This is a genomic window from Rhodococcus sp. WS1 (assembly GCF_003797745.1).
GTDB classification, from domain to species: Bacteria; Actinomycetota; Actinomycetes; order Mycobacteriales; family Mycobacteriaceae; genus Rhodococcus_F; species Rhodococcus_F erythropolis.
The window spans coordinates 817309-837810 of the sequence record NZ_RKLZ01000002.1 but is presented as its reverse complement, the minus strand read 5'-3'; the positions used below and the strand labels follow the sequence as shown (position 1 = coordinate 837810).

Sequence of the window (20502 nt, the reverse complement as noted above, 5' to 3'; positions counted from 1 at the left end):
AACGATCGGCTTGTTCGACATTCCCGAACGCGGCCCCCGACAGCGGTTGCGGTGACGTCCTCCTGCACATTGGCACAGGGCCGAATACGGGATCGACGCTACAAGCGACTGGTCGAGTATCTGCTGCTGCTGACAATCGAGCCGCCGACGGACCGGTGGACTGCCCACGTCGCACGCGGAAATAGCGGCGAGTATCTTGGTTCCGAAGAATGCCGCAAGCTTCCTACCTCCCGACACTCGATTGTCTTGGGCGTTAACATCGACAGATGCGCACTCGAGTCGATCTGACGATGGATTGCACAGACCCCGACCGCTTGGCTACGTTTTGGAAGATAGCCGCTGGATACGTCGATGAGCCACCACCGCAGCCTTTTTCGACCCGGGAGGAGTGGCTGGCCACTTTCGACGACGAAGGCGACGGGATGGGCGGCGCTTGGTTGCACCACCCGCTCGGAGTGGCTCCCCGACTCTGTCTACTACAGGTTCCTGAATCCAAGGTCGCCAAGAACCGATTGCATCTCGATCTCCGGGTATCCGGAGACGGGACCCCAGTTGAGAAGTGGGCGACAATCCTTCGCGAGGTCGAACGACTACTACGCGCGGGCGCCTCAGAATTGGAAAGATTCGAAGGTCACCATGTGCGCATGGCCGACCCAGAGGGCAACGAATTCTGTGTGGCGTGATTCACCCGCCTGCCCGAGATTCTCACGAGAAGGCCTGGCAGTCCGGGTGATTGCCGGGATAGGGCAGAACCTCCTCGAGGGCGAGCCCTATGGCAAAGGCCGTGTGGTCGTCGTACGGCCGCGTAACTATCTGTGTACCGGTAGGGATTCCGTTCCGAGCGAAACCGGTGGGGATTGTCAGCACCGGGCAGTTGCTCAGGATGTTGAAGGTGATGGCCGGTACGGCCTCGAGATAGAATCCCAATTCTGTTCCAGCCACATTGATTCCGTGCCCGACGTAGTCATCGCCGGCAAGAAAGCCGTCGGTCACCACTGCCGGAGTGATCAACGCGTCATAGGTGTCGAACAGGGATCCGATCGACGAATACGGTTCGGCTTCGATCGCGAGTCCGTCGAGGAAAGTCGCGTCACCACGGGTGCGGCGTGCCCATCGGGCGAATTCCTTCGCGTACTCCGTGACCTTGTCGGGGTGCGCGGACGCTTCGGCGGAGATCGATGCACCGAACACGTGATCGTAGTGAATGGCGGCCGCACGCATGATTGCAGCGCGTGACAGGTCGACTTCGATGATCTCCGCGCGTGCGCCCAGCGCAGTGAGGGTGTCCACCAACTTGGCGGTGTTGGCGGCAACGTCCGGATCAACCGGCCAGTCACCCAACGCCGGGATCACGGCGATACGCATTCCTGTCAACGAATGCGTTGCGAGGCCGGGCAGCGGCGATGCCGGCACATGCGAGGCAATGTCAGTGGAAGTCGGTCCCGCGATGACCGACTGCATTGTGAGGCAATCACTTACGGTGCGAGCCATCGGACCGCAGTGGCAGTAGCGATCGAGATTGAAGGGCGGATCGACGGGGACACGGCCGTGCGGTGGCTTGAACCCGACAATTCCGTTGAGAGACGACGGAGTTCGGATCGATCCTGCAACATCGGAACCGGTAGCCAAGTGCGTCATACCGGTGGCAAGTGCGACTGCCGATCCACCGGAAGACCCGCCGGAGGAGTATTTCGTGTTCCACGGATTGCGAGTGACGCCCCACAACTCGGACTGTGTGAACGCGGCCGAGGAGAATTCGGGTGCCGTCGATCGCGCGTGGACGATGGCACCGGCGTCGACGATCCGCTGCACGAAAGTCGAAGTGTGGGTGGCGATCAAGTCCTCATAGACCTTGGACCCTTGAGTCCACGGTTGGCCTTGTACCGGTTCATCCTCTTTCACCACAACGGGAACACCGGCGAGCGGAAGGCTGACATCCGAACCGCGGGCGTAGTGGCGTTCCGCTGACTTCGCTTGTACCCGTGCAGTATCGAAGAAAGTGTGTCCCACTGCATTCAAGGTCGGGTTGAGCGCCTCGATACGTTCGATGGTGGACTCGAGCACCTCCACCGGCGACAGCGATTTGTCCCGGTAGCGTTCGAGCATCTCGGTCACATCCATGAAGGTTGAAACGGGTGTCTGGCGCATATCTGTGGTCCTGCCTCTATGAAGGTTTGTGTAGGCGGCTAGGTTGTCAGTTCGTGCTTTGCCGCGACGGGATTGCGGAATGTGGCGAGCAGCATTGCGAGAGTGGCGATTCCCGCGGCTATCCAGAAGACCGTTTCGGAACCGGAGTGGTCATGAATGCGTCCACCCGCGAACGCGCCGAGGGCGATGCTTGCATTGAAGACTGCAACCCACAGAGCCGCAGCGGCCTCTCGGTGAACGGGAGTGGCTTGTGCGATCCATGTTTGAGTACTCACCGATACACCACCGTAGAAGAGGCCCCAAGCCGCCATGAACAGAGCAGCTGTGATCAAGGTAGTAGCCGAGATCGGGAACAGGGCAAGGGTGATCGCTACTCCCGCACTGAGGATGACGACCACAGTCTTCGGCGACTTGGTGGCAGATGGCCCGGCTATGAAGTTGCCGACAACGCCCAGAGCCCCGTAGATCAAGAGCATCGTGCCGATCTGCGCAGGGTGCAATCCTGCGAAGAACTCCAGCCCCGGACGCACATAGGTGTACGCCGCGAAATGAGCGGTGACGATGAGCGCGGTAATCGCGATTCCGACCCGGACTCCCGGGTTCCGAAAAGCCACCGCGAGACTCCCGAGCGACAAAGCTTGATCAGCTGGCATCACGGGTAGGACAGCGAACATGGCGAGCGCGATCAGCGTCGCGGCGCAGCTGAGAGTCCAGAATGCCACGCTCCACCCGGCCGCTGCTCCGATATACGTCCCTGCAGGGACACCGAGAACTGAGGCAACCGCGATTCCGCTGAAGATGATCGTGGTCGCCAACCCGACGGATCTGGAACCCACCAATTTGGGTGCCAGGCTAGCGGCGAGTGCCCAGACTCCGCCCATGCTCACACCGAGTAGGACGCGAGCAACAGCGAGTACAGCGAAGCTTGGTGCGAGAGCCGTGAGGGCGTTCGCCGCGGCGACTACAAGCATCAGAACGATAAGCGTCGACCGACGATCGAAGCGCCGGGTCACGATGGGCACGAACGAGGCAGTGGCCGCTGCCACCAATCCGGTAATGGCCAGTGAGAGCCCGATGGTCCCTTCGCTTTCCACCAGGTCAGCACCGATCGGGGTGAGTAGCCCGACCGGCATCATCTCTGCCGCGACAACGATGAAGGTGGACGCTGCGATCAGGGCGACCGCAGCCCAGTGGTTCTCGATGGTGTGTTCGTGGGTTGAGGACGTGGGCGCGGGGCTGTTCTGCCCGGGCGCGGAATGTGGCATGTAACCAGAGAAGCTCCCGCACGCCCAAGGATCAACGGCGAATCGCTCATCCAACCATTAGCTCAATTCATCGATGAGCCATGATGGAGTGGTCGAATGAGTCGAAGGTCGGAGTGAAAATGTCGGAGCCTCCGATGCGTGAGATCGAGTGTTTCCTCGTTCTCGCTGAAGAACTGCACTTCGGTCGCACCGGCGAACGACTGTTCATCTCCCAGGGCCGAGTCAGTCAGCTGATCAGCGGGTTGGAGCGCCGTATCGGCACCAGCCTGGTAGCGCGCACCAGTCGCCGCGTACACCTGACTGAATTCGGTGCCGAGTTTCTTGCGTCGTTGGCTCCCGCGCATCGTGCGCTTGTCGGAGTAATCGAGGACGCTCAGTCACGAGCACGCAACATGCCGACGCCGCTTCGGGTGGGTTTCCAAGGAGCAATTTACGATTCGATCGCGGCTGCTGTCTCTCGCTTCGAGATACAACATCCGCAAACTTGCGTGACCATCAAAGAATTACCCCTGGGTGATCCGTTCAGTGATGTACTCGCCGGGCGAATCGATGCGGCAGTGGCACTTCTCCCCGTAGATGAGCCCGAGCTGACAACCGGGCTCGTCTTTTCTCGACAGCCCCAGACCCTGGCCGTCTCAGTCCATCACCCGTTCAGTGAACTGGGCGTGATCGACGCCGAGCAGTTGGCGCAGATCTGTCTCGTACCCATCACCGGCCCCGCCCCCGACTATTGGCAGCGTGTGAATTCCCCGAGCACGACGCCAGGCGGAGCCACGATTCCCGCGCAGGGTGGGGCGAGCACCGTTCAGGAAGGCCTGTCGCAGGTCGCATTCAGTCAGGTCGGCCTCATCCTCTGCGCAGCAACCGCTACATACAGCCAGCGCTCGGACATCACATTCGTACCGATCAACGGATTACCCGAATCTGCTTTGGGTCTCGTGTGGCGTACCGATCTCGAAAGCCCACGACTTCGCGCTTTCGCGAAGGCGATCGAGGAAGCACACTCCTGCCCCGCCTGACGGCGATCAGCCAAGTCGCGGAAGGACTCCGGGGCATTGGGATGCATCGTGTGTGAGATGATCGCGCCATGTCTGCGATCACCGACTACTTCACCGCGCGCACGGATGAGCATGCCACCTCTGCCCTCGAGGGACTCGTCGACTTGGAACCAGAGGCGATGGAGGCGAACGCAGCTTCTCGCCCGCGGATCCAGTTGGCTGCGAGTGGGACTCCAGTTCTGCAGGCGAAAGGCGTCGATCCAGTTGTCGCGCTCGGCCGACTGGAAGCAGCCCTCACCGCTCGCCCCTACGACGAAGTCGCAAAAGGTCCACGCTGCGGGAAACTCGTCGCAATGAGCGACGACGGCGACACCCTCGTGCTCACGGTTACCGACGAATTACGCGATGCCCTAGCGGAATTGAACGCTGAAGGTGTCGCCGCCACTGCGGCGGCCTGGGCGATCGACGAGACGAGTAAACCGTCGGAGGACTCAGTGCCGTTCCTGACCGCCTTCGCCGAACTAGCGACCAGAGCTGTGGCTCAGGGCGAACGGATGTACGGCTACGTCGTCATCTGAGCTTTGCGACTCCGCCGACCTGATTGGAAGGCTGTTCGTCTTCGACAACTCCAGATCTGACCGTCACCCCGGGATCTGCATGGCCAGATCGTTGCGGTCGAAGTCGGAGAACTGCTGGGTGTCAGTGCAGTATCCACAGCTCGCTCCGAAGAACTCGGTGCGGGCGTTCGGATCGTCGAGTAGCCAGTACCGCAGCCACGCCGTGCTCGGCCCGCGCATATCGCCGCCGTTGATCGCCGTACCGAAGTGCGTGGCGCCGCGCAGTTCCAGATACTCGGCAGGCACGTGGTCTGCGTCCTCGTACATCGCCCGCACGATCGCCGGCCAAACGATTGCGTCGGCCTGGCCGGCCAGATAGAGAACCGGCTCGTCGATGAGATCGACATCATTGAGCGGGCCAGGCTGGATCGCGACGGCGGTGTCGACGCGGTCGTCGATCGCCGCATTGATCGCCGCAGACCCACCCTGCGAGTGCCCCACCGCACCAATGTGTTCCAGGTCGACTTTGCCGTAGAAGACGCTCGACGGGCTGGCCGCCTTGTCCGCGATGAGGTCGATTCCCGACCGCATGGTGATGGCGAAGTTGCTTGCCGGTGTATTGGCGGCGACCACGATGAATCCGTGGCTGGCGTAGTGGCGCAACAAGGAGGTGTACGCACCGGGGAGCACACCGGTCCCGTTCCCCCAGATCACAACAGGGTGCTTCTCGCCGCGCGCGCCGAGCTGGCGCGGGTAGTACAGAGTGTGTACCAACCCGATCGAGACATTCGGCGTGTACGGCCCTGCACTCGCCCAGTCGTGCCCGACGCTCGGGATGCCGGGCGTATCGGCAGCCGCTGTTCCGGTTGCGCCCGTGAGTCCTAGCGTCGCGCACAACGCAACCGCCGCTGCAGCATTCACGAAATGTTTCAGAGACTTTCGCATGAAAGTCAACCTTTCGAAGTTGATCCGGAATGACGTGTATTACATATTCACGGGAAGGCAACCCGTCGGCTTTGTCCCAGGAAACGGACTATCCCAGAAGTGTTGTGTCTGTAGACAAAAATCATCGTTCTCGGCGTATGAGCAGCCGTCGCGAATACGCAAAGTCCCAGAGAGATCGACTCCGCCTACAGCTTCCGCGCCGATTGCTCGGCACACAGCCGTAGGAAATGTTCGACGACCTGCGTGTTCTGGCCGTCCTTTGCCACGGCTGCGATCGTCCGTGGCGGCAGTTCGAGTATCTCGCCCACAGTGCAGCCCCGTTCGGATGCTCGCTCAGCACTGGAGAGTTCGAGGATGACAGCACCGATCCCTTCGTATGCGAAATCCGCGAAGGCATCGCGATGCTGTGACCTCATCACGAAGGCGTGGTCGATTCGCGGTTCGATCGAACGCAGATGGCGATAGACATCGGAAGTTTCGAACCGCGGTGCGACGACCAAGCCGATGCGCATGAGGTCCTCGCCGATGAATACCCCGCCCACCGGTGGCGGGGTGCCGGGCGGGCAGACAAGGCGCAACTTGTGGTCCGGAAGGCGCACCATTCGAGTCCCGGGAACGCCGGTGGGCGGGGACTCCATTATTGCCACGTCAGCGGTGCCGGCCATGACCGGGTGAAGCGCATCGGCCACAGATGACCCCGGCGGAACCGAGATGGTGATTCTCAGGTTCGGCACCTCCGAGCGCAGCGCTCCGAGCAGCACCGCTGTCGGATCGTCCGCAAGGCTCGCTGTCGTGGCAACACTGAGGTGGGGGACTGCTGACAGTAAGAACTCGCGCTCGACCACTAATCGGTCGAGCGCGGCCAGCGCTTCGCGTGCTGGATCAATGAGATTCCGTCCGCGCGCAGTCAGCGTCGCGCCGGCCCGGCCCCGATTGAAAAGTCGTCCTCCGACGCGTCTTTCGAGTCGCGCAATTGATTGAGAGACGCTCGATGTTCCTGTGAACTGGTTTGCCGCTGCTGCCGTGATACTGCCGTGTTCGACGACCGCGAGGAAGTCTTGTAGCTGCCGCGGATCGATTCGCGGGGGCGCGGACTCTCCGAAGTTGCTCATCCGGCGTTCCCCATTCCACCTTCGTCACGTAATCGGCTGGTCGTCTCGATAAACGCTTGTGCCGCAGGCGATGGCGTCGAACCGTGGAACATCCAGATATCACGAGTGAGCGGGGGCCGAGTACGACACAGCACCACACCTTCTCCGACTGTATCGGCGACAGATTCGGGAAGGAAGGCGACGCCGACTCCCGCGCGTACAAGTGGGATCATCGAGGCCACAGAGATAGTCTCCGCAACCACCGCCCCGTCCACAGTGCCTTCGCCCAAGCGTTCCGCCAACAGGCGCCGAGTGACATCGTCACGCGGGCTGGCGATCAATCCGATTCGCAACAGATCCGTCAACGCCGCTACCCCCTCGCCTTCACTTCGTGCGGCGGGCACCAGCGCAACGATTCGTTGCCGGCCGAGAAGGATACGTTCAACACCCTCGTCGAACACCTCGTCCACCCCGAGGCCTATATCAGCCTGACCCGAGGCGACCACCGTTCCGATTCCGTCGGTGTCGTTGCTGAGCATCGTCACCGCAACATTGGGAAACTTGCTTTTGAACGCACCGAGGGCCGTGGCCGCCGGATCACGCGCCAATGTTCGTGGACATACGACCGTCAGCCGACCCCGCTGCACGACGTTCAATGGATGCAAAGCGTGATCCAAATCCCGGTATGCCCGAAGTACTTGGGCCGCCGGACCTGTCAGATCGCGTCCAGCGTCGGTCAGGGTGACTCCCCGCGAGCCACGGCGGACGAGCGTCAGGCCGCACTCTTTCTCCATTCTGGCGAGAGCCTCCGAGATTGTCGGCTGGCTGACCCCCAGTCCGCGAGCAGCAGCGGAAATGCTGCCCCGATCAGCAAGGGCGAGAAAGTATTCCAGATGACGCCGGTCCATTGGGATTCCCTTCTCATGGAAGTCCGCGTGCGCGCCCGATTCTGCGCCCGTCAGCCATAGGTAAACCCTATGGCATACCTCTCGAATGTGGCGTAGACGGGAAGAAGAATCCCGTGATCTGCTTCACATATGAACGCAGTGAGCAACAACCCGGGGAGCTTCGACCAGACGCACCCGTCTGCTTTTGTCGAGCACCTATCGCCGCCTGTGAGCACTACGGAGAAGGCGCCGAAATGACCGAAACCATCACCGCAAGTTCGCCATCCGGTGCTACGTCACCCCGTTCCGCGAGTCGGGCACGCTCTGAGCCGAAGCCCGCTCGACAGCGTCGATCCGGCACGCGACGCACCATCGGGGTACGACTGGCCCAGGCCGCACTGCTTTTGGTCCTACTCGGAGCGTGGCAGCTCGTCGCATCGCAAGGTTGGATCGAACCAGTTCTGGCCAAAACGCCAGGCGAAGCCTGGAACTACTTCACCGCAGCAGTGCAGTCGGGGGAGATTTCGACGAACTTGCGTGCCACGATGGCTGCCGTCGTGATCGCTTGGATCCTCGCTAGCGCGGTCGGGGTGGCGGTAGGGCTCTCTCTCGGACTACTTCCGACCCTCGAACGCATCATGAGTCCGTTTCTGGATGCGGCGAATGCCATGCCACGTCTTGCGCTGGCACCTCTGCTTATCGTCATCTTCGGGATCACGATGACGGCGAAGGTCGCTCTCGCGTTCACACTCGTCTTCTTCATCGTCTGCTCGAGTGCACGAGCCGGTGTGAAGTCAGTGGACGACGAATGGCTCCGACTTTCCACTGTCCTGAATGCCAGTAAGACACAGGTGTTCTGGCACATTCTCCTCCCCGTCGCGACACCTGGCATTTTTGCCGGTCTTCGGTTGGGGCTGATCTATTCACTGCTTGGCGTCGTGGGTTCTGAACTGATCTCGTCACGGGACGGGCTGGGCCAGCTTGTGTCGATCTACTCGGCCCAGTTCCGGATGGAAGCGGTCTACGCGATCCTCATACTTCTCGCAATCGTCGCAGTCGTCCTCAACCAGGCCATGAACTTCGCCGAGCGCTACCTCCTTCGGTGGCAGCCCCCGGCTCGACGATGACAGGAATCATCATGGATACCAACGTGATTACACCCGCAGTCCAACTCGACGGACTGACGATATCCTTCCCCTCGCCCGACGGGTCGGCGAAAACTGTGGTCGATAATCTCGACCTCACAATCCCTCGCGGACAGTTCGTGAGCCTGGTCGGCAGGAGTGGTTGCGGCAAGACCACCCTGCTCAACGCGCTCGCTGGATTGGTGGACGCAACAGAAGGGAAGACCGAGGTCCTCGGCACAACGCCATTCGACGCTCGTTCTCGGATGGGCTTCATGATGGCCCGAGATGCGCTGTTCCCGTGGCGAACAGCGCAGAAGAACGTGGAGTACGGTCTCGAATTGAGGGGAGTACCCAAGGCGGAGAGACGAACTCAATCCGCGCGCTGGCTTGCGGCCGTTCAAATGTCCGAGGCGTCACGGCTGTGGACTTGGCAACTCTCCCAAGGGATGCGCCAGCGTGTCGCGTTGGCCCGAACGTGGGCTCTGGATCCGGACATCTTGTTGATGGACGAACCGTTTGCCGCCCTCGATGCGCAGACCCGAGTCGAAGTACAGCGAGAATTCCTCGAGCTTTGGCAATCCCAGGTAGGCCGGACGGTCATCTTCGTAACCCACGACCTCGGCGAAGCCATCTGTCTCTCCGACCGCGTTCTGCTGCTCGGGGCCGGCCGGGTGATCGACGACGTCAGCATTGACATCGAGCGCCCCCGCGAACTCGAAACCCTCACCGCCGAACCTCGATACATCGAAATCTTCAACCGGCTGCGTGGTCAGCTCGACCACTGATGTGCCCCGCCAACTCAGCTTGATTACTGATGTGCCCAGCCAACTCAGCTTGATTTCTGATGCGCCCAGCCATCAAGGAACAGGAATCCCATGAAACTTCGACCTTTTGTCGGCACAGTCATTGCAGCGTCCCTACTGCTTTCCGCGTGTGGAGGGGGAGGGCGTCCGAACGACGGTAGCGTCGCCATCGGGGTCTACCCTGCGAGTGCTTTGTCCCTACCTGTCTACGTCGCCGTCCAACAAGGAATGTTCGACAAGGAAGGCCTCCACGTCGAGCTCATCGACGGAAAGAACGGGCCCGAACTCATCAGCGGTCTCATCGGCGGTACAACCGATCTCGCGGTCGGAGCACCCGGAACCGTCGTTCCGGCCATAGAGCAAGGGCAGAGTCTGCGGCCACTGTCCCCGTACGGGTCGATCGATCTTGCCATCGCCGTGACGAAAGACAGCGGCATCACCACCATCGAGGATTTGCCCGGCAAGCGGATCGCCATACCGTCACGTGGCGGCGCAGCCGAGCAATTCGTCAATCAGCTTCTCGCAGAACGAAACATCGACGCATCCACGGTGCAATTCATCGCAGCGGCACCCACCGCGAGTCAGATACCACTCGCACGAAAGGGCGACATAGATGCCGCCGTTCTCACCGCTGCCAGCCAGGCCGTATTCGATGCTCAAGGAATACCGATGACGGCGATTACAGAAGTAGACCCGGTGGCCTCTGACGGCGTGAGTTCATACGGCCTGGGCACGGTGCTCGTCACGACAGCCACATTCGCTGAATCCGATGCTGCTGCCCCCGTGTGTGCGGCGCTCGAGGCCGCAGCAGGGTGGATAGCCGATCCTGCAAACGAGCAAGCAGGAGCTCAACTTCTCACCGAGCGAATGAATGTTCCTGCTGACAAAGCCAACCAGGTGTGGGCTTCACAGAAGAGCCTCTGGCCTGTGCAGATTTCGGCCGACCGATGGACCCAGAACGTCAGATGGGTGAACAACCAGACCTCGGGCAAGTCCGACGCAGACGTTCCTTTCGACCCCCTCTGCTGACCAACGCCCCATACACAATCCAGTTCGTCTACTACGAAAGAGAAGAAACGATGACACAACTCGCTGACCAGTCAACACAATCCGAGTCCCAGCACGATCGCCGGCAGCTCACCGAGGCTTGGTCTGCAGTCACCGACAGCCTTGCGACATTCGGTTCGACAGCTGCCGCCACAGGATCGCCGCTGGACAGCGCCGAAGGCGTACGGCACGCACTTCGCCTGTTCGGATACCTCGCCGAGATGAATATCGAACGCCAAGACGTGCTCCGACCTGAACTCTTCACTCTGATGTCACCGATGCGAAAGTTCTGGGGAGACGGCATCGACGTCGACTACTGGACTGCGATGATCGACCCCAACGAGACATACCGTATTCACGGTAACCGTGGCACAGTGCCGTACGTCGCCGTCCTCGCCAATCGCGTCGGTGCGTCTGGGACCGACCGGGTCGCCGACAACATCGTCATCGACGACAAGGTGTGTGACGCGGACGGCAACTTCGAGATCTTCGTCGCACAAGAGCTGGAGGGGCGCAGCGGCATTCGGCTGGATGAGCGCTGCTTCGACGTTGTAGTGCGTGTGTATCACAAGACGCGTAACGCGGAGATCGATCCCGTTCTCCACATCGAGCGCCTCGGTCCGCCGCCTGGTGCACGCCCCGAACTCGACACGGCGTGGCTGGCCCAGCGCCTCACGAAACTTGCTCGTGGCATGGACGTGAGCCTTCGACGCAGTCTTCAGCTCATCGAAACACTCAGTCAGTCTCCCAACGAGATTCGCGTGACCTCGGAGCAACGAGGGTGGGGAGACTTCTACGGCACCAGCTCCAACCAATACATTGCCGGCTGGTGGTCACTGAAAGACGCTACTGCCGTGGATATTACATTTACTCTCCCGGACTGCACCTACTTCGGAGTGATGCTGTATAACCACTGGTTCGAGTCCTTCGAGTACCGCGACCACACCGTCAACCTCAACGACGCACACTTCGAGCGCAATGACGATGGAACCGTGACAATCCGCATCGGGGGAGCAGAAGGTGACAGAAATCGATTGAACCCCTGCAACCACACCGAAGGCATCCTGTTGGCGCGCTGCCTGGAACCTGCTGAGGATGTCACTTCGCCTCATGTGGAGATCATTCGATGACCCACGAAGTAGACCTGCCGTTGGCAGGTGTCCGAGTAGTGGAGATCGGTCAACTGATCGCAATACCCAGCGCCGGGCAGCAGTTGTCCGATCTCGGCGCCGAGGTCATCAAGCTCGAGCCCCCTGGCGGTGAACCGGCCCGACAAATCGACGCCGATTACGCACGCGGCATCTTCTACGGGTACAACCGTGGAAAGCGTTCAATCTGCCTCGACCTCAAAGACTCCGCCGATCTGCAGCGAGCTCGGGATTTGATCGCGTCGAGCGACATCTTGCTGCACAATCTGCGCCCGGGAACGCTTGATCGACTGGGATTCTCCTCTGCCGAACTCCAACGTCTGCGACCGGAAATCATCAGCGTATCGGTGAGCGGGTACGGGGCGGAGGGCCCGTCCGCCACCCGCGCCGGGCTCGACATCGCTGCGCAAGCAGAGAGCGGACTGATGTCGGTGACGGGTGAGGCGGAGGGCCCGCCACAGCGTGTGGGCGCACCGGTCATAGATCATGCAACGAGCTACGTCGTCGCCCAAGCGGTACTGGCAGCGCTACTGCGGCGCGATCGCACCGGCAAGGGCTCCTCTGTCCGAGTTTCCCTGCTCGACGTCGCAATCCACTTGCAGACCGCCAACTGGATCGAGTGGCAAGTATCAGGAAAGTCTATGAGCCGCAAAGGGAACGGACAACCAAGCGTCGCACCTGCCGCAGACGTCTTTCGTGCCGTCGATGGCGAGCTGGTGATCAGCGGCTACCAACCACGAGCCTGGATCGAACTGTGCAAGGCGATCGACTTACCAGAGTTGGCCGACGACCCGCGGTTCTCTACCAACACACTGCGCGTGGAAAACCGTGCAGTCCTCGTCGCCACGATCGAGAAGCAGCTGTGCCACCGCAGCGCCGCTGAGGCGGTAGAGCATCTCACCGCAGCCGGAGTGGTTGCAGCGCTTGTGCGTGACTACGACCAGGTAATCTGCGCCGACGATGTGATTGCGAACCGTACCTTCATCCCCGGCACCAACGAACGTGGCGAGCAATATTTGACGCCTGCCATGCCCTATCGCGCCGAACCTCCGATGGCACGAACTGATCCCTCGCAGGTCCCGGCCTTGAACGAGTGGGCGTCGTCGATGGGCTGAATGCGTCACTCTGGCCGAAAACCACTTGGCAACAACGTAACTGACAAACCGATATCCATGCATCATCGAGGAGATGTCCAGTGCTGACAACCGCATTTACCGAGACGTTCGGAGTTCGTCACCCCATCGTCCAGGGCGGCATGCAGTGGGTGGGGAGAGCAGAACTCGTAGCGGCAGTTGCAAACGCCGGCGCGCTCGGCATGCTCACTGCTCTGACACAGCCGACGCCTGACGATCTTGCCCGAGAAATTTCCCGCACGCGCGAGCTCACCGACCAACCGTTCGGAGTCAATCTCACAATCCTCCCGACGATCACACCTCCGCCTTACGATGAGTATCGCAACGTGATCATCGACTGCGGAGTGAAAGTCGTCGAGACAGCCGGATCTTCTCCCGCACCCCATCTGCCGCACTTTCACGCCGCCGGCATCAAGGTCCTCCACAAGTGCACCAGCGTCCGCCACGCGGTCAAAGCCCAGGCCCTCGGCGTCGACGGCATCAGCATCGACGGGTTCGAATGCGCCGGGCATCCAGGGGAAGACGACGTACCTGGTCTCGTTCTCATCGCTGCAGCAGCAGAGCGGATCAGCATTCCCATGATCGCGTCCGGTGGATTTGCCGATGCGCGGGGATTAGTGGCCGCCCTGGCGCTTGGCGCCGACGGCATCAACATGGGCACTCGGTTCATGTGTACCGAGGAGTCCCCGATTCACCGCAACATCAAAGAGGCGATAGTTGCTGCCTCCGAGGTGGACACCGAGCTGATTTTCAGGTCACTGCGCAATACCGCTCGCGTAGCACGCAACAGCATCAGCCAAGAAGTTGTCGAAATTCTCTCCAGTGGTGGCAAATTCGAAGACGTTCGACATCTTGTTGCCGGTGCGCGAGGCAGAGCGGTGTTCGACAGCGGCGACCCGGAGGCTGGCATCTGGACGGCGGGGACTGTGCAAGGACTGATTCACGACGTCCCCACTGTGGGTGAATTGGTGGAACGTATTGTCGCAGAGTCCGAAGCACTGATTGCCGGACGGCTTACCGGCCTCCTGGATCCTGTCAGCGCCTGACGCTGTCCGAACCCGCTGAGCGCTACAGTCGGCCAGTCCTGCGCGCATGATCGCTGCCGTTGCGCTCGCCGACCCGCATGCCGCCGATACCTCGTCCTCGATGCGTCGTGCGGTGACGGTGAGCTCTTCCGGATCGCCTCGCGGCTTGTCATCGCCGTTCGATCGTTTCGGGTGCATCCGGACGATCATTGACGTCAGGACGAGGAAAGGAGGTGTACTCCGAATTGCTTGCGGTCATCAGAGTGACAACCGCAAGGATTTCGATCGGCACCGAACACGATCTACTCGATGTTGTGGCCATGGGGCTACCAAAACATCACCGTCGGCCCACAGCAGCTCCCCCCCATTACGTCCCCCGACATTTCTTGGCTTCGACTGCATACAGCAAGGACGAGAGCCCGGCGCGCCCGTCCCGACTGTGCGATCGTCGAAGTCGTCTCACAACCCTTTCAAGGCACCTAGTCCCTATGGCGCCACGATCCCCGCAACAATCTTGCGCTTGACCGAACACTGAAGTCCCACGAGCCCGATAGCGTTCGCGATAGAATCCGATATTTCGCTCGCATCGTCCCGGGGCACACCGAAGGGGAATCAAGAGCATGCATGCGGTAGCGACCCGGAGGGCGAAATTCGTTGCAGCGGGATTGATCATCGCTGTGGCTACTGCTGGTGCTATCGGTGTATCGAAGATCTTCGCTGCACGCCCATCCTCTGCGAACGTCGAAGAGACCATCACGGAAGCGGAACGTGGACGGCACAATCCAGCGTGTGAACCCATCCCGTCGAGGCCCGATGTAGCTGCGTTGCGTCGCTCTTCTGACGCGTCGGTTCGTTTGAACGAACGTGGTACAGACTGCTGCGGAGCTCTTGCGAGTCAACGGAGCGGCTTGGGGGCCCCAAGTCGCTGTCGGTACTGAGCTATCCATTGATGAAGCTTTCGAGAACGCCGGTTCGATTCCCGGAGATGCGATAGTCGCAGAAGCGGAGTGGCTTCGTCAGGCGCAACGAGATGGACTCTACGACGACGCAGATCGTTCGCTCGATTCGCTTGTCCGACACATCGAGTCGACAACCATCACGGACGTCGACCTCGCCAGCCATCTGGGGCCGAATTGGCCCGCAGTAATCGATGTCGTCGGGACTGTCGCCGCGATCGGGTTCGAGGAGTACGCGAGCAAGGTGCGCGCGTCACCCCCGATGAGAGCAGCTGACGCGCTCGACCTTCGATCCGCGTTGCGGGGGAACACGGTAGCCCTCGGCCTGGAGGCGGAGTGGGACGGCGCTCAGGAGTTGGTCGCTCTCTACTTTCAAGGATGCACTTCGGCCGCGCTGAGCCGGCGAGAAGCGAACCTTTCGGTCGAGGATTACATCCATGATTGGGACCTGGCGGAGGCTCTGGCACGCGACGCCGTAGCTGCTGCTTTCGCAGCAGATCTCACGAGCAACGAGAACCGTGGACGAGTCGAGATCTTGGCACAAGGTCTTCAGATCATCCAGGCGCCAGACGAATTGGGTCCAAACGACCGGTTGACCCGATCCGTGGATCCGAACGAAAACTTGCATCCGGACGAGGTCGCGCTTCTCGAACTGGAAGATCCATTGATCGAGGGCGAGTGACACGACCAGGACCTCCGGCGAGTGTGGCGCGGCAAGCAGAAGGGCGGTTGCCGATGTGGCACCGCGCTCTTAGAACCGAAGTGACGCAACATCATCGTGCTCTGCTCTTCGGTGCCCCCTTGCTCACGCAGACAACGCAGCACCTCCTTTCGATACGCACGTAATCGAACCCCGAAAATCATGTCCTCTAGCTGACGGTCCATCCAGTCGAAGAAACAGTTCGCGTCGTGCGACAGCAGCGGATTTACCGTGGGTATGCCCAGTCTCGAAGCCCCAGCAGAAGCCGAGGGTCTCGACTAACTTTGCCGGACCGACTGCAATGGTCAGCTTCGGCGGAGTGAATCTCGGAAGAAGAAACCTTCGTCCCCGATATGCCAAGTCCCTTTGCAGCCGGATCGACCCGCGGCACGCCTCGCGATAATTGTTCACCTCAGTGCCGCTGTTCCGACCAAGGAAAGTTCGAGGCGCTTCTCCACGGCGAAGTCGATGCATGTCGCGCCGTCGACACCATGCACCTGAGTGTTGGGAAGGGTGCCGCACTGGATTCGGCGTCCGTCACCAGAGTGTCAGTGATGGCTACATCATCCCAGTACTCAACCCTCGCGCCATCACGCAATTGGTTCCAGAAACAGACAATCGGCCGTTAGGCAGTTCGATAATTTGCGGATCGAATCCACCGTAACCGATCCTTGTCTGGCGCTGGAGATGCAACAGCGCTCTTCATCTAAGCCGTGGGGATTGATAGATAGATGCAGATCAAGCCTGCAATGTCTCCCATGAACTCACCTCGCCCCATGGTTTCGCCAGCCAAGCACACAATCGATTGTGGCGTGCGCCACAAATCTCCTATAGGGTAACCACTGTTAGCCTGCGACGGGGTGCGAGACATTTCCCAGCGCCGGATCCACGCTCTATCCCACTCCCGAACAGACCGAGGGAGAGCTGAGCGCTCTTGACGACGTCGTGGTGGATTGAGGATCAAGAAAGAAAGATGGTATTGCCGTGCAGTCATCACTTGTCTCTCTGCCGTCCATGGAGAGAGTCCGCATTGGCGCTCCGGTCGCGGAGGCCGCAGCCCAGGAAGCAGAATTGCTCGGGGCGAACCGCGTCTTCGTCGTATGTAGCGGGACGCTCAACTCGCAGACAGACGAGATCGCTCGGGTGATCGAGGCACTGGGTGATCGATTCGTGGGACTGTTCGATGCGGTTCGACCCCACGTACCGCGCGAAGACGTCATTGCTGCCACCCGAGTTGCTGCCGACGCCGATCCGGACATGCTGTTGTGCGTGGGCGGCGGATCGGCGACGGACCTGGCGAAGATCCTTGCAATCACTCTGGAGCACGGAGTTCGCGAGGCATCGCAAATGGACGCCTACCACCTGCAGGTCAATCCCGACACATCGGTGACCGCCCCCACCTTCTCCGCCCCGAAGATCCCGGTAGTGGTGGCGCCCACGACCCTGGCGGGAGGTGAGTTCAACGCGTTGGCCGGGTCGACGGATGAGAAGAGCAACGTCAAAGAGGGTTACTTGCATCCGGCGATGACCCCGAAGGCTGTCATCCTCGATCCTGCACTCACGCTGCACACGCCGGAGTGGCTGTGGCTGTCGACCGGGGTTCGCGCACTGGACCACGCCTTCGAGACCTTGGGCTCGCTCGAATCGAACGGGTACTACGACGGGATGGCGATGAATGCCATACGACTGCTCTCCGAGGGACTCGTCCGAGTGAAGGAAGACACCGACGACGTGGATGCCCGTCTGATGTGCCAGGTCGGTGCGTGGTCGTCAATGGTCGCGATCGTCGCAGGCCTCGACATGGGCGTCAGCCATGCCGTCGGGCATGCACTCGGCGGTTCGTTCAACGTCCCACACGGGTACACCTCCTGCGTCATGGCGCCTTTCGCGCTCGAGTACAACCGCGAGGTCAACGAGCATCGCCAGGCGCTGATCAGTGCGTCCTTGGGTGCGCCGCAAACGCCGGCACACGAGTTGGCGGACTCGCTGATCCGGCGACTCGGCATGCCGAGATCGCTGGGAGAGGTCGGGCTGACCGACAACGACCTCCCCAGCCTGGCTACGTACACGTTCAAGGACATCTGGTGCGGGACCAACCCGAACCCCATCGCGAATCCTGACGCGTTGGTTCCTTTGTTGCGGCGGGCACTCTGATCGAGCCCGAAAACAGGTGATCCCCCTCCACGTCGGGTGGAGGGGGATCACCTGTTTTCGGGCTGAACGGGCGTCACCGTCGGCTGGACGTACCGCCGGTACCACTTTGCGTTCCGGGACGGTGACGGAGAATTCCGACGACGATGTAGTCCACGTAGGTTGCCACCAGCGCCTCGATATCGTGGTCGTCCCGGAGCCACCAGCTCACACCATTCATGAGGTCGAGCACCGCAACAGCCGCACGCTGTGGGTCGGCGATCTCGAACTCTCCGGCGCGGACCCCGGCAGCAATCACATCGCGCACACGCCTCTGGTAGTACTTGCGGTACTCGAGCACCCTCAGACGGTGTTCGTCGGTAAGCGCCGAGATCTCTCGAAGGCTGACCAGATGCTCGACCCTGTTCATCGCTAAATACCGTAGATGAACATCGATCAGCGAGGTGAGTCGCTCGGCCGGTGTTCCAGTCTCGTCGAGGACAAGTAGATGCTCCTCGACCGGGTCCCTGGTCATCTTGAGCGCGATCGCGTAGAGGATCTCCTCTTTCGAGCTGAAGTGGTTGTAGAGGCTCGCGCCCTTGATTCCTACCGAATCTGCGATGCCACGCATGCCTGCCGAGTGGTAGCCCTGATCAGCGAAGTATTCGGCCGCCGCGGCCAGTATGTCGTCACGTCTGCTTGGAAGACCTTCAAGCCGTGGTCGACCGGATCCGGGTGTCGCGCTGCTGGCAGGATCGATGTTCAGCGTTTCAGTCCTTTGCATACAGGCGGCGTAGTTCTCTCTTGAGCAGCTTCCCCTGAGGGTCTGTGGGCAGCTCATCCACAATCGTGATCGCCTTTGGAACCTTATAGCCTGCGAGCGCGGCCTTGCAGTGGTCTCGCAACTCCTGGCCGGTGAGATCGCTGCCGTCTACGACGATGACGAAGCCGGTGACCGCCTCGGACCAGTAGGCGTCCGGAAGTCCCACGACGGCGGCGCGCGACACCTCGGGGTGGGCTTGTAGTACGCGCTCGACCTCCTGCGAGGACACGTTGTAGCCGCCCGTCTTGATCATGTCCTTGCTGCGATCGAGGAAGAACATGTTGCCCTCCGAATCGCGACGTACGATGTCGCCGGTGTGGACCCAACCACCGTCGAGGACAGCTGCGGTTTTCTCGGGATCCTTGTAGTAACCCAGCATCACCGACGGCGTGCGACAGAGGAGTTCACCTCTCTCTGCTTCATTTCCGTCGACATCGACCACCTTGACCTCGAGATGGCCTACAGGCTTGCCGATCCAGGTCGGATCCTGATCGGGAATGTCCTCGAGTCGCTTGAACCAGCCGACGGAGCCCAACTGCGTCAACTCGGACTGACCCCAGTAGGTGCCCCACACCGATGCGGGCGCCGCGTGGTGCCATGCGTCCACCGTTCGCGGCGAGACCTGACCTCCGTAGGTCAGGCAGCGCTGGATGGTCCCGACAGTCTCAGGACCGAAGTCAGGATGATCTGCGAGCGAGATGAAGAAGGTCGGGGTTTGAGCCAGGACGGTGATCTGCTCCGTTTTGATCATGTGCAAAGCGTCGGCAGGCGCGAGGCTGGCCGGGAGCACGAGCGTCGCTCCCAATAGCAGGAGCGAGGTCAGGGAGCCGATTCCCGCAATAGTGTGGAATGGCATGACGTAGAGCCAGACGTCATCGTCCAGGCATCGCAGTCCCCATGTGTACGCGGGTGCGGTGGAGACCAGGTAGTTGCGATGCGGCAGCATGACGCCCTTCGGAGCCGCCTCGGTTCCACTGGTGTACACGATCATTGCGAGATCGTGCTCGTCCACATCACAATCCGGTTCTGTCGGCGACGAGGACTCGAGGAGTTGATCGAAGCAGTGGCCGCCGAACTCGTCCGTGCTGTCGAGAACAACGATTTCGGGGCGGGTACCGAGTCCAGCCAGCGCTTCTTCCAGTACCGGCAGGAATTCCGCGGCCACGACCACAACCGCGGGCTCGAGGTGCCCGATCTGTTGAGCCACTTCGTTCGGTCCGAAAAGGACATTGATGCCGGAGTACACCGCCCCTATTTTGAGAGCACCGTAGTAGGCGACTATCGACTCCACGCGATTGCGGGCCATCACGGCGACCCGGTCACCGCGGGAAACACCGAGTCCGAGGAACATGTGGGATGCCCGGTTGGCATCCTGATTGAGCGCACCGTAGGTGGTCACGGTGCGTCGACCACCTGGGGCATACGACACGATCGCCGGCTTCGAGTATCGACTCTGCGAGTGGCGGCGTAGCTGGTCGCCTAACGTCGCTCGCCCTAGCGGTGACGACTGGGTCGCTGTGAGGGATCGGACAAGCGGACCTGAACTCCGTCGCATATCAGTGGCATCCGATTCGACACTTGTCGACAGATCCATGGTTCCTCAACTTCCTGAATGCTTACCGCGGTTAGTATGATGTGGCTCATACTGTCATCGGCATCCTCGCGGGTCAAGCGAAGTTTTCAAGCAATAATCGGAATATTAAGATCGCACTTGGTTGT

General features: G+C 60.8%; 18 protein-coding genes. 11 read left to right on the top strand and 7 right to left on the bottom strand.

The window, feature by feature from the left end:
* Positions 1-266 precede the first annotated feature (266 nt).
* Positions 267-683, top strand: coding sequence for a VOC family protein (locus EEB12_RS16365; protein WP_141488122.1), 417 nt, complete (start codon positions 267-269; stop codon positions 681-683).
* 22 nt (positions 684-705) lie between these two features.
* Here EEB12_RS16365 and EEB12_RS16360 read toward each other — a convergent pair whose 3' ends face one another.
* Positions 706-2148: an amidase gene (locus EEB12_RS16360; protein WP_141488121.1), complete on the bottom strand. Its 1443-nt coding sequence runs from the start codon at positions 2146-2148 to the stop codon at positions 706-708.
* 38 nt (positions 2149-2186) lie between these two features.
* Positions 2187-3413: an MFS transporter gene (locus EEB12_RS16355; RefSeq protein WP_141488120.1), complete on the bottom strand. Its 1227-nt coding sequence runs from the start codon at positions 3411-3413 to the stop codon at positions 2187-2189.
* 119 nt (positions 3414-3532) lie between these two features.
* On the opposite strand from EEB12_RS16355, the gene EEB12_RS16350 reads away from it, so the two are divergent.
* Positions 3533-4432 carry a LysR family transcriptional regulator gene (locus EEB12_RS16350; RefSeq protein WP_141488119.1) on the top strand — a complete coding sequence of 300 codons (900 nt, stop codon included), beginning with the start codon at positions 3533-3535 and terminating at the stop codon, positions 4430-4432.
* A gap of 68 nt (positions 4433-4500) precedes the next feature.
* Complete coding sequence (locus EEB12_RS16345; RefSeq protein ID WP_141488118.1) at positions 4501-4989, top strand: hypothetical protein; 489 nt, start codon at positions 4501-4503, stop codon at positions 4987-4989.
* A 63-nt stretch (positions 4990-5052) separates the two neighbouring features.
* Here EEB12_RS16345 and EEB12_RS16340 read toward each other — a convergent pair whose 3' ends face one another.
* The 3 genes from EEB12_RS16340 to EEB12_RS16330 all read right to left on the bottom strand — a co-directional run bounded on the left by EEB12_RS16340 (position 5053) and on the right by EEB12_RS16330 (position 7912).
* Entirely contained in the window at positions 5053-5913 is an 861-nt protein-coding gene (locus tag EEB12_RS16340; protein WP_020971333.1) for an alpha/beta hydrolase family protein, read from the bottom strand.
* Positions 5914-6098: 185 nt separating this feature from the next.
* Entirely contained in the window at positions 6099-7025 is a 927-nt protein-coding gene (locus EEB12_RS16335) for a LysR family transcriptional regulator (protein WP_029256680.1), read from the bottom strand.
* Entirely contained in the window at positions 7022-7912 is an 891-nt protein-coding gene (locus tag EEB12_RS16330) for a LysR family transcriptional regulator (RefSeq protein WP_141488117.1), read from the bottom strand. Before EEB12_RS16330 ends, EEB12_RS16335 begins: the two co-directional genes overlap by 4 nt.
* A gap of 233 nt (positions 7913-8145) precedes the next feature.
* On the opposite strand from EEB12_RS16330, the gene EEB12_RS16325 reads away from it, so the two are divergent.
* From EEB12_RS16325 to EEB12_RS16290, 8 genes are all read left to right on the top strand, one after another.
* Complete coding sequence (locus EEB12_RS16325; protein ID WP_021333244.1) at positions 8146-9018, top strand: ABC transporter permease; 873 nt, start codon at positions 8146-8148, stop codon at positions 9016-9018.
* Between the two features lie 11 nt (positions 9019-9029).
* Positions 9030-9803 carry an ABC transporter ATP-binding protein gene (locus tag EEB12_RS16320; protein ID WP_020971337.1) on the top strand — a complete coding sequence of 258 codons (774 nt, stop codon included), beginning with the start codon at positions 9030-9032 and terminating at the stop codon, positions 9801-9803.
* Positions 9804-9893: 90 nt separating this feature from the next.
* Positions 9894-10850 carry an ABC transporter substrate-binding protein gene (locus EEB12_RS16315; protein ID WP_080910228.1) on the top strand — a complete coding sequence of 319 codons (957 nt, stop codon included), beginning with the start codon at positions 9894-9896 and terminating at the stop codon, positions 10848-10850.
* 50 nt (positions 10851-10900) lie between these two features.
* Positions 10901-11998, top strand: coding sequence for a hypothetical protein (locus EEB12_RS16310; RefSeq protein WP_133727376.1), 1098 nt, complete (start codon positions 10901-10903; stop codon positions 11996-11998).
* Positions 11995-13131 (top strand): CaiB/BaiF CoA transferase family protein, encoded by a 1137-nt coding sequence (locus EEB12_RS16305; protein ID WP_021333240.1) that lies wholly within the window; start codon positions 11995-11997, stop codon positions 13129-13131. Before EEB12_RS16310 ends, EEB12_RS16305 begins: the two co-directional genes overlap by 4 nt.
* Positions 13132-13211: 80 nt before the next feature.
* Positions 13212-14195 carry an NAD(P)H-dependent flavin oxidoreductase gene (locus EEB12_RS16300; protein WP_021346084.1) on the top strand — a complete coding sequence of 328 codons (984 nt, stop codon included), beginning with the start codon at positions 13212-13214 and terminating at the stop codon, positions 14193-14195.
* Between the two features lie 843 nt (positions 14196-15038).
* Positions 15039-15812, top strand: coding sequence for a hypothetical protein (locus tag EEB12_RS16295; RefSeq protein WP_258537288.1), 774 nt, complete (start codon positions 15039-15041; stop codon positions 15810-15812).
* A gap of 1002 nt (positions 15813-16814) precedes the next feature.
* Positions 16815-17984, top strand: a complete 1170-nt coding sequence (locus EEB12_RS16290; protein ID WP_141488116.1) for an iron-containing alcohol dehydrogenase — start codon at positions 16815-16817, stop codon at positions 17982-17984.
* A 73-nt stretch (positions 17985-18057) separates the two neighbouring features.
* Here the strand turns inward: EEB12_RS16290 and EEB12_RS16285 are convergent, their stop codons facing one another.
* Entirely contained in the window at positions 18058-18744 is a 687-nt protein-coding gene (locus EEB12_RS16285) for a TetR/AcrR family transcriptional regulator (RefSeq protein ID WP_037133561.1), read from the bottom strand.
* Positions 18731-20338, bottom strand: a complete 1608-nt coding sequence (locus tag EEB12_RS16280) for a class I adenylate-forming enzyme family protein (protein WP_141488686.1) — start codon at positions 20336-20338, stop codon at positions 18731-18733. The genes EEB12_RS16285 and EEB12_RS16280 overlap by 14 nt, the downstream gene beginning before the upstream one ends.
* Positions 20339-20502: the final 164 nt, after the last annotated feature.

What these genes read in the sequence shown, in the direction of transcription:
- EEB12_RS16315 (WP_080910228.1), top strand. Translation starts at nt 9,894, where the DNA reads ATGAAACTTCGACCTTTTGTCGGCACAGTCATTGCAGCGTCCCTACTG.
- EEB12_RS16310 (WP_133727376.1), top strand. Translation starts at nt 10,901, where the DNA reads ATGACACAACTCGCTGACCAGTCAACACAATCCGAGTCCCAGCACGAT.
- EEB12_RS16280 (WP_141488686.1), bottom strand. Translation starts at nt 20,338, where the DNA reads ATGCGACGGAGTTCAGGTCCGCTTGTCCGATCCCTCACAGCGACCCAG.
- EEB12_RS16345 (WP_141488118.1), top strand. Translation starts at nt 4,501, where the DNA reads ATGTCTGCGATCACCGACTACTTCACCGCGCGCACGGATGAGCATGCC.
- EEB12_RS16330 (WP_141488117.1), bottom strand. Translation starts at nt 7,912, where the DNA reads ATGGACCGGCGTCATCTGGAATACTTTCTCGCCCTTGCTGATCGGGGC.
- EEB12_RS16355 (WP_141488120.1), bottom strand. Translation starts at nt 3,413, where the DNA reads ATGCCACATTCCGCGCCCGGGCAGAACAGCCCCGCGCCCACGTCCTCA.
- EEB12_RS16365 (WP_141488122.1), top strand. Translation starts at nt 267, where the DNA reads ATGCGCACTCGAGTCGATCTGACGATGGATTGCACAGACCCCGACCGC.
- EEB12_RS16340 (WP_020971333.1), bottom strand. Translation starts at nt 5,913, where the DNA reads ATGCGAAAGTCTCTGAAACATTTCGTGAATGCTGCAGCGGCGGTTGCG.
- EEB12_RS16285 (WP_037133561.1), bottom strand. Translation starts at nt 18,744, where the DNA reads ATGCAAAGGACTGAAACGCTGAACATCGATCCTGCCAGCAGCGCGACA.
- EEB12_RS16320 (WP_020971337.1), top strand. Translation starts at nt 9,030, where the DNA reads ATGGATACCAACGTGATTACACCCGCAGTCCAACTCGACGGACTGACG.
- EEB12_RS16335 (WP_029256680.1), bottom strand. Translation starts at nt 7,025, where the DNA reads ATGAGCAACTTCGGAGAGTCCGCGCCCCCGCGAATCGATCCGCGGCAG.
- EEB12_RS16325 (WP_021333244.1), top strand. Translation starts at nt 8,146, where the DNA reads ATGACCGAAACCATCACCGCAAGTTCGCCATCCGGTGCTACGTCACCC.
- EEB12_RS16360 (WP_141488121.1), bottom strand. Translation starts at nt 2,148, where the DNA reads ATGCGCCAGACACCCGTTTCAACCTTCATGGATGTGACCGAGATGCTC.
- EEB12_RS16305 (WP_021333240.1), top strand. Translation starts at nt 11,995, where the DNA reads ATGACCCACGAAGTAGACCTGCCGTTGGCAGGTGTCCGAGTAGTGGAG.
- EEB12_RS16350 (WP_141488119.1), top strand. Translation starts at nt 3,533, where the DNA reads ATGTCGGAGCCTCCGATGCGTGAGATCGAGTGTTTCCTCGTTCTCGCT.